The sequence below is a fragment of the Janthinobacterium sp. FW305-128 genome, assembly GCF_020858135.1.
Lineage (GTDB): Bacteria > Pseudomonadota > Gammaproteobacteria > Burkholderiales > Burkholderiaceae_D > Janthinobacterium.
In genome coordinates this window covers 136826-152462 of record NZ_JACYMK010000012.1, presented here as the reverse complement: position 1 = coordinate 152462, position 15637 = coordinate 136826, and the positions used below count along the sequence as shown (strand labels likewise).

The following is a 15637-nucleotide window of genomic DNA, read 5'->3' as shown; positions in this document are numbered from 1 at the left end:
CGATTGTAGCGCGCGTGGGTAAAATGGCGCGACCGCTGGACAAATGCACAGTATTTTTAGCCATGCCGGTATAATCACGGGATGCAAAATCTTCTTCACAACCTCAATCCCGAACAATTGGCTGCCGTCACCCTGCCGGCCCAGCATGCGCTGATCCTGGCCGGCGCCGGTTCGGGCAAGACCCGCGTGCTGACCACCCGCATTGCGTGGCTGATCCAGACCCAGCAGGTATCGCCGCCCGGCATCCTGGCCGTGACCTTTACGAATAAAGCCGCCAAGGAAATGCTCACGCGCCTGTCGGCCATGCTGCCGATCAACACGCGCGGCATGTGGATCGGCACCTTCCACGGCCTGTGCAACCGCTTGCTGCGCACGCATTACCGCGACGCGGCCTTGCCGCAGACGTTCCAGATCCTCGATTCGCAGGATCAGCTATCCGTGATCAAGCGCTTGTTGAAGGCGAACAACATCGATGATGAAAAATTCCCGCCGAAGACGGTGATGTATTTCATCAACAACGCCAAGGACCAGGGCTTGCGCGCCACGGACGTGGAAGCGTATGACGCGCACGAGCGCAAGATGGTCGAGCTTTACCAGTTGTACGACGACCAGTGCCAGCGCGAAGGCGTCGTCGATTTTGCGGAACTGTTGCTGCGCACGTATGAGTTGCTGAGCCGCAACCAACCGTTGCGCGAGCATTACCAGGCGCGTTTCCGCCACATTTTGGTGGACGAGTTCCAGGATACGAACAACCTGCAATACAACTGGTTGAAATTGCTGGCCGGCCACGGCAGCCGCGATGGCGGCGCCCTGTTTGCCGTCGGCGACGATGACCAGAGCATCTATGCCTTCCGTGGCGCCAACGTGGGCAACATGAGCGCCTTCGAGCACGAGTTCCAGGTGAAGAACTTGATCAAGCTGGAGCAGAACTACCGCTCGCACGGCCACATCCTCGACAGCGCCAACGTATTGATCGCGAACAACAGCAAGCGCCTGGGCAAGAATCTGCGCACGGACGCGGGCCACGGCGAGCAGGTGCGCGTGTATGAAGCCAGTTCCGACTTGCAGGAAGCGCAGTGGATCATCGAAGAGGCGAAAAGCCTGATCGCCGATGGCGCCTCGCGCAGCGAAATCGCCATTCTGTACCGTTCGAACGCGCAGTCGCGCGTGATCGAACACGCGCTGTTTTCGGCCGCGATTCCGTACCACGTGTATGGCGGCCAGCGCTACTTCCAGCGCGCCGAGGTCAAACACGCGATTGCCTATTTGCAATTGATGGACAATCCGCACAACGATTCCGCTTTCTTGCGCGTGGTCAACTTCCCCACGCGCGGCATCGGCATGCGCTCGATCGAGCAATTGCAGGCCGCGTCGGAACAGTACGGCATTTCGCTGTACGCGTCCGTGCCGTATGTGGCGGGAAAGGCGGGCAGCGTGCTGGCCGGTTTCGTCAAACTGATCGAAGGCGTGCGCTTCGAAACGCAGCAATTATCTCTGCCGGAAATGGTCAGAGTCGTGCTGGAAGCGAGTACCTTGCTGCAACACTATCAGAATGAAAAGGAAGGCGCCGACCGCATCGAGAATCTGGAGCAGATGGTCAGCGCGGCCAGCCAGTTCATTTCCGAGGAAGGTTTTGGACAGGGCGCACCGGCCCACCTGGGCCCAGCAGCCCAGGCGCAGGCGGGCGCACCCGTCGCCAACCAGGATGGCATCGAAATTTTAGATGCCGACGCGCCGCTGCCGGCCGTGATGTCGCCGCTCTCCGCCTTCCTCTCGCACGCGTCGCTGGAAGCGGGCGACAACCAGGCGCAGGCGGGCCAGGATGCGCTGCAGATGATGACGGTACATTCGGCCAAGGGCCTGGAATTCGACAATGTGTTCATTACGGGCCTGGAAGAGGGCCTGTTCCCGCACGAAAGCAGTTCGAAGGAAGACAACGGCGTGGAAGAGGAACGCCGGCTGATGTACGTGGCCATCACGCGCGCGCGCAAGCGGTTATACATGAGTTTTTCGCAGACGCGCATGCTGCACGGCCAGACGCGCTACAACATGAAGTCGCGCTTCTTCGACGAGTTGCCGGAAGAGTCCTTGAAATGGCTGTCGCCGAAGGTGCAGGCCAACTGGTTCGGCAACCGCAAGTCGGCCTGGGACGAGGCGCCCAAGGTGGCCAGCCTGGGTTCGGACAATGCGATTGCGCAAAAGATCGCGCAAAAAGCCACGGGCGTCGGCTGGCGCATCGGCGAATCGGTGGCGCACGCCAAGTTTGGCGAAGGCGTGATCGTCAATATCGAAGGCGGCGGCGGCAATGCGCGCGCGCAGATCAACTTCGGACAGCACGGCATGAAGGTGCTGGACCTGGGGATTGCCAAGCTGGAACGTCTGGGACGGTGATGTGGAACGCGGGATGGCTGACGATGGCGTCGGATTACGCCTTCGGCTAATCCGACCTACGCCAGGAACGGTGATCTGGTCTGGCGCGTAGGTCGGATTAGCGCAGCGTAATCCGACATCATTGTTGGCCTCGCAGCGTCGGATTACGCGGCGTGCCGCCGCTAATCCGACCTACGCTGTGGCATTGCAAGGCATTCGAGAGCGCGTAGGTCGGATTAGCGTAGCGTAATCCGACATCATTGTTGGCGTTGCAAGGCATTCGATATATAAAAAAGGGGCAGCCTGCGCAAGCTGCCCCTTTTTACATCTGGCCGGTGATCACTCTCCGGTCTTGTCCAGCGACACCGTCTTGCTCTCATCGACGGGCAGGCCGAAGATTTGCCGGTAGGCGGCGTAGAACGAGCAATGCATGATGATGGTGAGTATCATCGACAGGGGCATCATCAGCTGCATCATCAGCGGCGTGCGGCCAAAGATGACGGCCAGCAACTGGCTGGTGACGACGCTGATGGCGAACCAGGTGGCGGCGAAGACGATGAAGGCCGACAGCGAACGCCAGACGGCGAAAAAGCTGAAGAACAGCGCCTTGCCCAGGCCGGTTTGGCGCCAGTAGATCAGTGGCGCGGCAAAGCAGAAGGCCATGGCGGCGGGCACGTACAGCACGATGGCCAGCAGGATGCCCAGACCCAGGCGCGAGTCGGGGATAGCGGCGCGTGCCGCTTCTTCCGTCAGTTGCCCCGTGACCAGTTTCCACAGCAAGCCGTCGTCCACCAGGGTCGAGGCGCCGATGGCAACGATGGCCATCAGGATGTACAGCACGCCCAGGCCGAACAGGGAAGGAAACGCGGGTTTGCGGAAGCCCGAAATCAACAGGCTGGGCAGGACGCGCTTGCCCTGGTCGATATTCAGGCAGCCTTGCACGAAGGCCACGGAAAACACGGGCACCAGGATGACGGGCAGCAATTGGCCCAGCACGGGCACGATGCTGACGGCCAGCATGCAGAACATATAGCCGAGAAACAGCATCGACATGCCGCCAGGTTGCTTGCGAAACAGGGCGAATCCCTGTTTCACCCATTGCCAACCTGTACTTGCAGGTAATTTTTCCATGTTTAAAACAGTTCCGGAGCAGGTGTGGCGATACGTTCGCGCAGAATGCGTTCGAAATGCGTGGGATCGTGCGGTGTCAGCATTTCCGCTTCGCGCGGCTGGTAATAATCGTACAGGCGCGACAGCCAGAAACGCAGCGCGGCGGCGCGCAGCATCGGTTGCCATGCCGTTTGTTCTTCGTGCGTAAACGGACGCACGGCCTGGTAGGCGTCGAGCAGGGCGCGCACGCGCACCTTGTCGAGCACGCCCGTGGCCAGGTCCACGCACCAGTCGTTGACGGTGACGGCCACGTCGAACAGCCAGGTGTCGCAGCCGGCAAAGTAAAAGTCGAAAAAGCCCGTCAGGCGCTCGCCGTCAAACATGACGTTGTTGCGGAACAAGTCGGCATGCACGGGACCGCGCGGGATGGCCTTATACGTATCGCAGGCAGCAAAGGCGTCCTGGAAGTGGATTTCCGCGCGCAGCAGGTGCGCCCTGGCATCGTCGAGATGGTGCAAGACCAGCGGCGTGGTGGCGTTCCACCAGTCCAGGCCCCGCAGATTTGGCTGCTGCAGGGGGAAGTCCTGCGCCGCCAGATGCATCTTGGCCAGCATGGCGCCGACGGCGGCGCAATGCACGGCTTGCGGCGCCATCTGCGAGCTGCCGTCGAGTTTGCTGACGATGGCGGCCGGCTTGCCTTGCAGGGCCGTCACCAGTTCGCCGTCCACATTGGCGATCGGTGCGGGCACCAGCACGCCCCGGTCCGCCAAATGGCGCATCAGTTGCAGATAGAACGGCAATTGCTCGAAGCTGAGGTTTTCAAAGATCGTCAGCACAAACTCGCCGCGCTCCGTGCTCAGGAAGAAATTGCTGTTTTCGATGCCGGAGGCGATGCCCTTGAGCGCCAGAGGTTTGCCGAGTGGAAACTGCGTGATCCACTGGCCGATATCGTCCAGGTGTAGCGCGGTAAAAACTGCCATGGGAAAGAGAGGAATGGTCTAAAAGGTCAAAAAAAGCCGGCTGCCCCCGCGCATGGCCGGGGCAGGGCAGAAGAGAGTGGCTGCTTACTTCGCTGGTGCGGGCGGTGCTGGCGCGTCCGCTGCCTCTTCATCGCGTTGTTTCTGTTTTTTCTTGCCCAGATCAAATTCCAGCACTTTCCATTGCGGGCCGCGCAGGGCGTTGCCGTTGGCCTGGTCGGCGCCGGCGGCCGGCTTCATGTAATAGGTGCTGCCGCCGCTGGTGACTTTCACTTCGCTGGTGACGCCCGCTTCGCGTTTTTCGGTAATCTGCTGCTTGGCGGCGGCCGGCGCCACGGTGATGGGGGCTTCGCCCATTTCCTCGATACGTTCGAGCTGTGGCGGCGCGTCGCTCGGTTTGGCCGGCGTCTGGGCGCTGGCAATGGCTGAACATGCCAGCAGGGGCAGGGCGAGGAATGTCCAGAGTGTCGATGTACGCATCATGATGGGTTCGCTTCCATGTGTGGGACTGCAGCGCGTGCAGTGGTGTAATGCCGTCAATTTATCTATAAGGCATTGTAACAAACTGATAGGCAATGCTGTTTAAATGAGCGGAAATGGCTGGCAGCGGCGGCCCGCATGCCCGTTCGGGGTCGCCAGGGTGGCAAAAACGCCAGGAACGGCACGCATTGCGGCCGGTGGCGCGGCCCTAAACTCTGCGATAATTGGACGATATTCCACCCGCCCGCCGCTGTACTTCCTGGGCGGGCGCGCTCACCTTATTTTATTGGCATTATGCAAAACACCCTGCTGTTAGTCGACGGTTCCAGTTACCTCTATCGTGCCTTCCATGCGCTGCCCGACCTGCGCAGCCCGGACGGTTACCCCACGGGCGCCATGCACGGCATGGTCAACATGCTGCGCCGCCTGCGCGCCGATTACCCGGCCGCCTACATCGCCTGCGTGTTCGATGCCAAGGGTAAAACTTTCCGCGATGACATGTATCCCGAGTACAAGGCCACGCGCGCCTCGATGCCGGACGACCTGCGGTTGCAGATCGAACCGATCCACGAAGCCGTGCGCGCCATGGGCTGGCCGATCCTGATGGTCGACGGCGTGGAAGCGGACGATGTGATCGGCACACTGGCCGTGCAGGCGGCCGCCGCCGGCATGAACGTGGTGGTGTCCACGGGCGACAAGGACTTGGCGCAGCTGGTCAACAGCCAGGTGATGCTGATCAATACCATGAGCAATGAAAAGCTCGACGAAGCGGCCGTGCTGGCCAAGTTCGGCGTGCCGCCCAACCGCATCATCGATTATCTGTCGCTGATCGGCGATACGGTCGACAACGTGCCGGGCGTGTCGAAATGCGGGCCGAAAACGGCCGTCAAGTGGCTGACCCTGTACGACAGCCTGGAAGGCGTGATGGAAAACGCGGCCAAGGTGGGCGGCGCCGTCGGTGAAAACCTGCGCACGGCCCTGCCATGGCTGCCGCAGGCGCGCGCCTTGATCACCGTCAAGACCGATTGCGATCTGTCCGGCCATATGACGACGATCGCCGACTCGCTGGTGGCGAAACACGAAGACAAGGAAGCGCTGCTGGCCTTCTTCAACCGCTACGGCTTCAAGGCCCTGCTGCGCGAACTGGGCGCCACGCCGCCGCCGATGTCGCCCGTCGGAGCGCCGCCTGCCGCCGGCGTTTCCGTCGTCAACACGACGGGCGACATGTTCGCCGATGCCGCGCCAGCGGTGGAAGCCGAGTATGAAACCGTGCTGACGGATGCCCAGCTCGACAAATGGATCGCGCTGATCGATGCGGCTGCCCTGACGGCCGTCGACACGGAAACCACCTCGCTGGAACCGATGACGGCGCAAATGGTCGGCATTTCCCTCTCCGTGGCCGAGCACGCCGCCTGTTACATCCCGCTGGCCCACGACTACGCGGGCGCGCCGGAACAGTTGACGCGCGAACACGTGCTGGCGAAACTGCGCCCGTGGCTCGAAGATGAAACCAAGCCCAAGCTGGGGCAGAACCTGAAGTATGACAGCCACATCTTCGCCAACCATGGCGTGACGTTGCGCGGCATCGCCCACGACACCTTGCTCGAATCGTATGTATTCGAGTCGCACAAGAAGCACGACATGGACAGCCTGGCCCTGCGCCACCTGAACTACACGACCATCCCGTTCGAGGACGTGTGCGGCAAGGGCGCCAAGCAGATCACGTTCAATCAAGTCGAGGTGGAGCAGGCGGCCAAGTATGCGGCCGAGGATGCCGACGTGACCTTGCGTTTGCACAATGCCATGTGGGGCAACGTGGCGAACGATGAAAAACTCACCTTCATCTATGAAAAGATCGAGATGCCGACGGCCGTGGTCTTGCAAAAGATCGAGCGCAACGGCGTGCTGATCGACGACGAATTGCTCAACATCCAGTCGGCCGAGCTGGCCGTGAAGATCCTCGAGCTGGAAAAGAAGGCGTATGAACTGGCCGAGCAGCCGTTCAACCTGGGTTCGCCCAAGCAGATCGGCGAAATCTTCTTCGAGAAATTGAAGCTGCCGGTGGTCAAGAAGACCCCGACGGGCGCGCCCTCGACGGATGAAGAAGTCTTGCAAAAGCTGGCCGAGGACTATCCGCTGCCGAAAGTGCTGCTCGAATACCGCGGCATGGCCAAGCTGAAGTCGACGTATACCGATAAATTGCCGAAGATGATCAACGTCACGACGGGCCGCGTGCATACGAACTATGCGCAAGCCGTGGCTGTGACGGGGCGTCTGGCGTCGAACGACCCGAATTTGCAGAATATTCCCATCCGCAGCGCGGAAGGCCGCCGCATCCGCGAAGCGTTCATTGCGCCGCCGGGCAGCCACATCGTTTCGGCCGACTATTCGCAGATCGAATTGCGCATCATGGCGCATATCTCGGGCGATGAAGCGATGCTGCGCGCGTTTGCCGACGGCATCGACATTCACCGCGCTACGGCCGCCGAAATCTTTGGCGTGCCGGCCGCGGAAGTGCAGAGCGAGCAGCGCCGCTACGCCAAGGTCATCAACTTCGGTTTGATCTACGGCATGAGCGCTTTCGGCCTGGCCGGTAACCTGGGCGTGGACCGCACGGCCGCACAAAGCTATATCGACCGCTACTTTGCCCGTTTTTCCGGAGTGAAACAGTACATGGAAGACACGCGCCAGCAAGCCAAGGCGCGCGGCTACGTGGAAACCGTGTTTGGCCGCCGTTTGTGGTTGCCAGAAATTAATTCGCCGAACGGCCCGCGCCGCCAGGGCGCGGAACGGGCCGCGATCAACGCGCCGATGCAGGGCACGGCTGCCGACCTGATCAAGTTGGCCATGATCGCCGTGCAAGGCTGGCTGGAAACGGACAGCCTGCAAACGAAGATGATCATGCAGGTGCACGATGAACTGGTGCTGGAAGTGCCGGACGCGGAGCTGGAACTGGTCAAGCGCAAGCTGCCGGAACTGATGGCCGGCGTGGCCGCGCTGAAAGTGCCGCTGACGGCCGAGGTAGGCGTAGGCAGGAACTGGGACGAAGCGCATTGATGCTGCGTCGGCTTACGCGGGGCATGCCCCGCTAAGCCGACCTACATGTTTAATTCAGCAATTACCGTAGGCCGAACACATGTTTACTTGAGCAATGACCGTAGGTCGGCTTAGCGCAGCGTAAGCCGACATTGTTTGTCAACTGGGACGAAGCGCATTGATGCTGCGTCGGCTTACGCGGGGCATGCCCCGCTAAGCCGACCTACATGTTTAATTCAGCAATGACCGTAAGCCGAACACATGTTTACTTGAGCAATGACCGTAGGTCGGCTTAGCGCAGCGTAAGCCGACATTGTTTGTCAACACACCTTTCAGGAGTAACGCATGAGCGACATGATCACCGATTGTGAAAGTTTGCTGGGCCAGAGCAGCGTGTCCGGGCCGGACGGCAGGCGCGGTTTCCTGAAGGTGGCGCTGGGCGCGGGCTTTGCCGTGGCCGTGCTGCCCGTGGCGGCGCAAAACGTCATCAAGACGGATTCCGCCGGGCTCGTCACGGGCACCATGTCGGTGATGGTCGATGGCCAGGCCGTGCCCGTGTATGCGGCTCAGCCGGAAGGCAAGACGGGTTTGCCCGTGGTATTGGTTATTTCGGAAATCTTTGGCGTGCATGAACATATCGCCGACATGGCGCGCCGCTTCGCCAAGCAGGGTTACCTGGCGCTGGCGCCCGACCTGTTCGTGCGCCAGGGCGATCCCACCAAGGTGACCAGCATCCCGGAATTGATGAAAGGCATCATCGCCAAGACGCCGGATGCGCAAGTGATGGCGGACCTCGATGCGGTTGTTGCGTGGGCGAAACAGAATGGCGGCGACACGAGCCGCCTGGGCATCACGGGCTTTTGCTGGGGCGGCCGCATCACGTGGCTGTACGCGGCGCACAATCCGGCCGTCAAGGCGGGCGTGGCCTGGTATGGCCGCCTCGTGGGCGAAGCGACTGCCTTGCAGCCGAGCAACCCCATCGACATCGCCGCCACCTTGAAAGTGCCCGTGCTGGGCTTGTATGGCGGCAAGGATACGGGCATCACGCAGGAATCGATCGCCAAGATGAAAGAGGCGCTGGCCAAGGGCGGCAACCAGTCGGAATTCGTCGTGTATCCCGATGCGGGCCACGCCTTCAATGCCGATTACCGCCCCAGCTATGTGGCGGCCGATGCGAAAGACGGCTATGCGCGCTGCCTGGCCTGGTTCAAAAAGCATGGCGTTGCCTGAGGTTGCAAGCTGAACGGCGCTAAAAGTGCCTGATTGCCACATTTTTTTCCAGAAGTTGCCGCGAAAAGCGCACCGGGCTGTAAAATGCCCGGTTCGCGTCAATGCAGTACAATTGCATCTTCACTGCGCCACGCTGCCGCCAAGCGCGCACAAGATTGAGTAATAAGCAACATTATACAGATCAAGCCAGACGCCAGCATTGCGGGCGCCCGTAGGCCGGCGCCATTTTGAGGTAAGAAAATCATCGATCCCGTCCTTATATCCATTTTGCTCGCGACCACGATCGCGGGCGTCTTCAGCATTACTGCGGCGGCGATCTTTTCGTTTGCATTCCTGTCCAAAGTGGTCGAGCGCATGGTCAGCTTGTCCGTCGGCATCATGCTGTCGACGTCCTTGTTGCACGCCTTGCCCGAAGCGTTCGAGTCGCAGGCGGACCCGCGCAGCCTGTTCGCCACCCTGCTGGCGGGCTTACTGGCCTTTTTCATGCTGGAAAAATTCGCCATCTTGCGCCATTCGCACCACCACGAAGGCGACGGCCACCACCATGCGCACGGCCACGACAAGCACGAGGCGGGCAAGGCCGGCTGGATGATCCTCGTCGGCGACGGCATGCACAACTTTACGGACGGCATCCTGATCGCGGCCGCCTTCCTGGCCGACCCGAAGCTGGGCCTGGTCACGGGCCTGGCCATCATCGCGCATGAAATCCCGCAGGAAATCGGCGATTTTATTGTACTGCTCAACGCGGGCTTCTCGCGCCTGCGCGCCTATGTCTTCAATCTGCTGTGCAGCCTGATGGCGGTGGCCGGCGGCTTGCTCGGCTATTTCACCCTGGACCGCGCCAGCAATCTGATCCCGTACGTGCTCGTGTTCGCCTCGTCCGGCTTCATCTATATCGCCTTGTCCGACCTGATGCCGCAGATGCAGCGCCGCGCCACCTTGCGCGAAACCATCCCGCAAGTGCTGCTGATCGCGCTGGGCGTGTGTATCGTGCTGTTCCTGACGCACAAGCGCCACGGCGGTTGATGCACTGATTCGGTGCCGCGGTACCACTTATGCTATATTGCCTTTCTGACTAACTTGCACAGAAAGGAGGAAAATATCATGGAAGAAAACTTGTTGCTCGCCTTGTGGCGCGCACGCTCTTTTAGCGCATTTGCCAGCTCTTGCCCACGTTCTATCGCGCTGCGATAACCTGGCCAGAGCAAAGTTACCCTCCTCTACGAGTCCTTTCCTGGTACTCCGTTGTCGTTAGCGCTCCTGTTAACGCGGATGCTTGCATCCCGAACAAAGACAAGAGCCATGACTACCCTGATTTCTACCCAAGCTTTACAACTGGATACCCACGACGGTTTCCTCTTCAACGAACTCGCCTTTACCTTGCGCCAGGGCGACCGCATCGGCTTGATCGGCCACAATGGCTGCGGCAAATCCACCTTGCTGGGCCTGCTCAGCGGCACGCGGGAAGCCACTGCCGGCACCATCCACTATGCCCGTGCCTGCCGCCTGCAGCACGTGGAGCAGCACTTGCCGCCGGAACTTGCCAGCCTGAGCCTGTACGACGCCTTGCTGGCGCCCGTGCTGGAGCAGCCCGAGCTGCATTGGCGTGTCGACAGCCTGCTGGCCGAGTTAGGCTTCGAGCACGAGACGGCGCAAGTGCCCGTGCATTCCCTGTCCGGCGGCCAGCACACGCGCCTGCTGCTGGGACGCGCCCTGCTGCAGGAGCCGAACGTGCTGCTGCTCGACGAGCCGAGCAATCATCTGGACTTGCCGTCGCTGCTGTGGCTGGAGCAATTCCTGCTGCGCTGGCGCGGCGCCTTCATCCTCGTCTCGCACGACCAGCGCCTGCTCGACAACGTGGCCACGCGCAGCTGGATTTTGCGCGATAGCCGCCTCTACGATTTCGACTTGCCGTGCGGCCCCGCGCTGGCGGCCCTGGCCGAAGCCGATCTTGCCGCTGCCGCCCGCCATGCGGCCGAACAGAAGGAAATCGACCGCCTGTCCGCCAGCAGCGCCCGCCTGGCCCTGTGGGGCCGCACCTACGACAATGAAGACCTGGCGCGCAAGGCCAAGACCATGCAGCGGCGCATCGACAAATTGAAGGATGCGCAATCGTTCGTCAGCGATGGCGCACCGTGGCGTTTGAGTTTGCGCGGCAAGCCGCTGGCGGCCGACCAGTTGCTGGCGCTCGATGCCCTGGACGTGCGCGCCGTGCCCGCTTCCCCGCTGCTGTTCCACACCGGCCAGCTGTGGCTGAAACCGGGCGACCGGGTCGCCTTGCTGGGCGCCAACGGCAGCGGCAAGTCGTCCCTGCTGCGCCTGTGCTGGCAAGCGATCCAGGAACAGGAGGAGCGTGCGGACTTGCGCTGGCACCACGCCGCCAACATCGGCTATTACGACCAGTCGCTCAGGCAACTGGCCGATACGGCCGATTTATCCGACGCGCTGTACCCGTTTGCCGTGCAGAACGAAGCTGCGCGCAGCCAGGTGGCGCGCAAGCAAGCGTTGATCTCGGCCGGTTTCCCGTATGCGCGCCATGGCCAGACGGTGGCGACCCTGAGCGGCGGCGAGCGGGCGCGGCTGTTGTTCCTGGGGCTGTCCCTGGCCAGCTATCATTTATTGTTGCTCGATGAACCCAGCAACCACCTGGACATGCAGGGCAAGGCGGAGCTGGGGCAAGCCTTGCGCGGCTTTGAAGGAGCTTGTTTGCTGGTGTCGCACGACCGCGACCTGATCGAAACGGCCTGCAACCGCTTTTGGGTGGTGGCCGATGGCCAGCTGGAAGAGTGGCCGGACGCCGGCAGCGCGTATGCACGGTTGAGTGCCGAGGATGGACAGGCGCCGTTGCCGGTGCCGCGCGTGGAAACGGTTGCGCTTGCGCCAGCGCAAACCGACGTTGATGTTCAACTGGAACGCTTGTGCGAACTGGAGCAATTGCTGGCGGAAGACCTGGCGAGAAAGCCGCGCCACCAGAAGCCGGCCAGCCAGCAGGCGTGGCAGGCGGAACTGGCGCAGTTGAATCAATCGCTGGGGATAATTTAATCGTTATCCACAGGTGAAAAATGGCGGACCACTCGGTCCGCCATTTTTTAATTGCCCGTCGCCATCGGCCGCGCCGGATCGGCGCACCATTCGCTCCACGAGCCGGGATACAGGGACGCGCCTGGCAAGCCGGCCACTTCCAGGGCCAGCAGGTTGTGGCATGCCGTCACGCCGGAGCCGCACTGCATGACGGCCGCTTGAGGTGCGTCAAACAGGGCGCTGAAATCGCGCCGCAGTGCTTCCGCGCTTTTAAAGCGGCCGTCCGCCTGCAGGTTATCCTTGAAGAAACGGCTTTTCGCGCCGGGGATATGGCCGCCCACGGGGTCGATGGTTTCGTTTTCGCCGCGGTAGCGGTCGGGGGCGCGCGCGTCGATCACCGTCAAGGCTTGCGTTTCCAAGTTGGCAACGACGTCCTGCACGTTGACCGTGCGCGTCAGGCTGGCCTTTTCCGTCAGCTTGCCGACAGGGCGTGGCGCCACGGGCGTCACCAAGGGCAAGCCTTGCGCCTGCCAGGCGGCCAGGCCGCCGTCGAGCACGGCCACATTCGGGTGGCCGAGCCAGCGCAGCAGCCACCACAAACGGGCGGCGAACATGCCGCCCTGGCCATCGTACGCCACCACTTGCGTGTCGTCATTGATACCCCAGCCGCGCAGGGTGGCCAGCAGGGCGTTGCGGTCGGGCAAGGGATGCCGTCCCGTAAATTGGGGGCCACGGGCCGTCTTGGGGCCGGACAAGGCCGTGTCGATGTCGGCGAACTGCGCGTTCTGGATATGCCCGGCGGCAAACGCGTCGCTGCCCGCTGCCGGGTTGAGCAAGTCGTGGCGGCAATCAAGGATGACCCAGTGGCTGTCATTCAGGTGGTCGGCCAGTTCGCTGGCCTGTAACAAGGTGGTGTACATCAGCAACGCTCCTTTACACTTCGCTGGCGATGGGATCCGTGCGCGCGATGGCGGCGCCACGGGCCGTGTTGCGGGTATTGTAATAGGTGGCCGCGATGCCCGAGGCGAGAATGATGGCGATGCCGGCCCAGCCATGCCAGTCGAACAGGTCGCCGAAGATCACCACGCCCCAGAAGCTGGAAAAGACGATGCCTGTGTACTGTAAATTGGCAACCACGAGGGTCTTGCCCAAGCGATAGGAGCGCGTCATGGCCATTTGCGCCATGGTGGCGCACAAGCCGATGGCGGCCAGCAAGCCGATGCCGTAGGCGCTCGTGTGCATGTGCCAGACGACGGGGCCACCGCCGGCGCTGGCCACGTGGCCGATCACGCCGGCCAGGAAATTGACGACCGAGAAATAGAACACGACCCGGTATTCGGGTTCGCCCAGCAAGCCCAGTTTGCGCACCTGCAAGTAGGCGAGGGCCGACAGCATGCCGGAAATCAAGGCCGTGATGGCGCCGGCCAGCTGGTCCGTCTCGAACACGGGTTGCAGCAGCAACGTCACGCCGACAAAGCTCATGGCAATGGCCGCCACCAGCGGCCACTCGACCTGTTGCATGCCTTTCCACCAGCCGCCAGCCAGCAGGATGACGGCGATCCAGATGGGCGCCATGTAATTGAGGGTCATGGCCGTGGCCAGCGGCAGGATGGCGATGGCATAAAACCACAGCCACAGGGCGATTACGCCCACCACGCCGCGCCACAGATGCTGGCCCGGCATCGTGGTTTTAAAACTGCCGCCCTGGTACAGAATCGTGCAGCTCATGACGATCATGCCGATGATGCCGCGGTACATGACGATTTCGGACGTCGAATACAGATCCGACGCCAGTTTCACGCACACGCCCATGATGGCGAACATAAAGCTGGCAAACAGCATCCAAAGTGACTGCATGAGTAATCCTGACGATGAAAATGAAAAAGGCCGCGCAATGCGGCCCCTTGAGGAACTACAGTTCGATATTGCTGCGGTACCACTCGTGGAAGTGCTGCATGCCGTCTTCCATGGGCGATTGGTAAGGACCCACTTCGTTCACGCCGCGCGCAATCAGAACCTTGCGGCCCGCATCCATGCGCTGGGCGATTTCATCGTCCTCGACACAGGTTTCCATGTAGGCAGCCCGTTCCGCTTCGACGAAGTCGCGCTCGAACAGTACGATTTCTTCGGGGTAATAGAACTCTACCACGTTGCGCGTTTTTTGCGGGCCGTCGGGCCATAGGGTCGAGACGACCAGCACGTGCGGATACCATTCGACCATGATGTTCGGATACAAGGTCAGCCAGATGGCACCATACGGCGGCGCTTCGCCGCCGCGGAATTGCAGCACCTGCTCCTGCCATTTCTTGTAGGCAGGCGAACCGGCCTGCTGCAGGCCGCGGTGCACGCCCACCGTCTGCACGCTGTAATCCTTGCCGAATTCCCAGCGCAGGTCGTCGCAGCTGACGAAGCTGCCCAGGCCCGGGTGGAACGGTTCGACGTGATAATCCTCGAGGTAGACTTCGATGAAGGTCTTCCAGTTGTAGTCGCACTCGTGGATTTCCACGTGGTCGAACATGTAGCCGGAAAAATCGAGGTCTTTCGAGACGGACAAATCTTTCAATTTTTCCATCACGTTGTAGCCATTTTGCTCGAACAGCAAGCCATTCCAGCTTTGCAGCGGCGTTTTCGACAGGTTCAGGCACGGCGTCTCGGGGAAATGCGGTGCGCCGATCAATTCACCCTTGAGGTCGTAGGTCCAGCGGTGCAGCGGGCAGACGATGTTATTTGCGTTGCCGCGGCCATTGAACATCAGCGCCTGCCGGTGGCGGCACACGTTGGACAGCACTTCGATGCCATTGGCGTTGCGCACGAGCATGCGCCCTTCGTTCTCAGACGCCAGGGTCGCAAAATCGCCGGTTTCCGGCACCATCAGCTCGTGCCCGACATAGCGCGGGCCGGCTTGGAACAATTGCTGCATTTCACGCTGCAACAGCGTTTCGTCAAAATAGACGTGGACCGGAAGTTGCGCGTTTGAACGCGCCAGCTTGGCGTGAGTAGCCAGATCGGACATCCCAACCCCCCATAAATGTACAACGGTCAGCAGTGCCCCAGGCCATTCCCTGGGCAACCGCTACAGAGAGAAAGAATCCGCAAAGACCTGAATTCAAATTTGTTGAAACGGTATTTCGGACAGAACCGGCGATTATAGCGCGTATCGGCCTCGGCATTATCAAACCCGCCCGGTAAATGCACTACTTTAATGAGAAACATTGTCATTTGGCGTGCAATTTCCGGTAGCAAGGGGCGATTCGGCTAAAATCCACTGACAAGCTGGCAACGCTATTGACTTTGAGCGCGCCGATTGCGCTTAAGTTTTCACTTAATAGTGTGGTTTGTTCTAAAATAACGCTTCTATGCTGGCCGGGAGTCCCCGGCGTCTCCCTACAAGCCCCTCGTGCCACGAAGAGATC

General features: G+C 61.1%; 11 protein-coding genes. 5 read left to right on the top strand and 6 right to left on the bottom strand.

Annotated features, from left to right (window positions below; genetic code table 11):
• Positions 1-81: 81 nt before the first annotated feature.
• A complete protein-coding gene (locus IGS60_RS23430) occupies positions 82-2391 on the top strand; it encodes a UvrD-helicase domain-containing protein (protein WP_230506359.1) in 2310 nt (769 codons plus the stop codon).
• Between the two features lie 318 nt (positions 2392-2709).
• Here the strand turns inward: IGS60_RS23430 and IGS60_RS23425 are convergent, their stop codons facing one another.
• The 3 genes from IGS60_RS23425 to IGS60_RS23415 form a co-directional block, all read right to left on the bottom strand.
• A complete protein-coding gene (locus IGS60_RS23425) occupies positions 2710-3501 on the bottom strand; it encodes a BPSS1780 family membrane protein (RefSeq protein WP_070290041.1) in 792 nt (263 codons plus the stop codon).
• A gap of 2 nt (positions 3502-3503) precedes the next feature.
• The gene (locus IGS60_RS23420) at positions 3504-4460 is read right to left on the bottom strand and encodes a homoserine kinase (protein WP_230506358.1); all 957 of its coding nucleotides are present in this window, start codon (positions 4458-4460) and stop codon (positions 3504-3506) included.
• An 84-nt stretch (positions 4461-4544) separates the two neighbouring features.
• Positions 4545-4940 (bottom strand): hypothetical protein, encoded by a 396-nt coding sequence (locus tag IGS60_RS23415; RefSeq protein ID WP_070222654.1) that lies wholly within the window; start codon positions 4938-4940, stop codon positions 4545-4547.
• A gap of 291 nt (positions 4941-5231) precedes the next feature.
• On the opposite strand from IGS60_RS23415, the gene polA reads away from it, so the two are divergent.
• The 4 genes from polA (at position 5232) to IGS60_RS23395 (ending at position 12245) form a co-directional block, all read left to right on the top strand.
• Positions 5232-7994: a DNA polymerase I gene (polA, locus tag IGS60_RS23410; RefSeq protein WP_230506357.1), complete on the top strand. Its 2763-nt coding sequence runs from the start codon at positions 5232-5234 to the stop codon at positions 7992-7994.
• 324 nt (positions 7995-8318) lie between these two features.
• Positions 8319-9203 carry a dienelactone hydrolase family protein gene (locus tag IGS60_RS23405; RefSeq protein WP_070222639.1) on the top strand — a complete coding sequence of 295 codons (885 nt, stop codon included), beginning with the start codon at positions 8319-8321 and terminating at the stop codon, positions 9201-9203.
• A 267-nt stretch (positions 9204-9470) separates the two neighbouring features.
• Positions 9471-10229, top strand: a complete 759-nt coding sequence (locus tag IGS60_RS23400; protein WP_070222636.1) for a ZIP family metal transporter — start codon at positions 9471-9473, stop codon at positions 10227-10229.
• A gap of 276 nt (positions 10230-10505) precedes the next feature.
• Positions 10506-12245, top strand: coding sequence for an ABC-F family ATP-binding cassette domain-containing protein (locus IGS60_RS23395; RefSeq protein ID WP_230506356.1), 1740 nt, complete (start codon positions 10506-10508; stop codon positions 12243-12245).
• A 47-nt stretch (positions 12246-12292) separates the two neighbouring features.
• On the opposite strand, the gene IGS60_RS23390 is transcribed toward IGS60_RS23395, so the two are convergent.
• The 3 genes from IGS60_RS23390 to IGS60_RS23380 are packed head-to-tail and all read right to left on the bottom strand — an operon-like array spanning position 12293 to position 15237.
• Positions 12293-13144, bottom strand: coding sequence for a sulfurtransferase (locus tag IGS60_RS23390; protein ID WP_230506355.1), 852 nt, complete (start codon positions 13142-13144; stop codon positions 12293-12295).
• Between the two features lie 13 nt (positions 13145-13157).
• Positions 13158-14081, bottom strand: a complete 924-nt coding sequence (locus IGS60_RS23385) for a DMT family transporter (RefSeq protein WP_230506354.1) — start codon at positions 14079-14081, stop codon at positions 13158-13160.
• 55 nt (positions 14082-14136) lie between these two features.
• Entirely contained in the window at positions 14137-15237 is a 1101-nt protein-coding gene (locus tag IGS60_RS23380) for an aromatic ring-hydroxylating dioxygenase subunit alpha (protein WP_070222628.1), read from the bottom strand.
• Between the last annotated feature and the right edge of the window lie 400 nt (positions 15238-15637).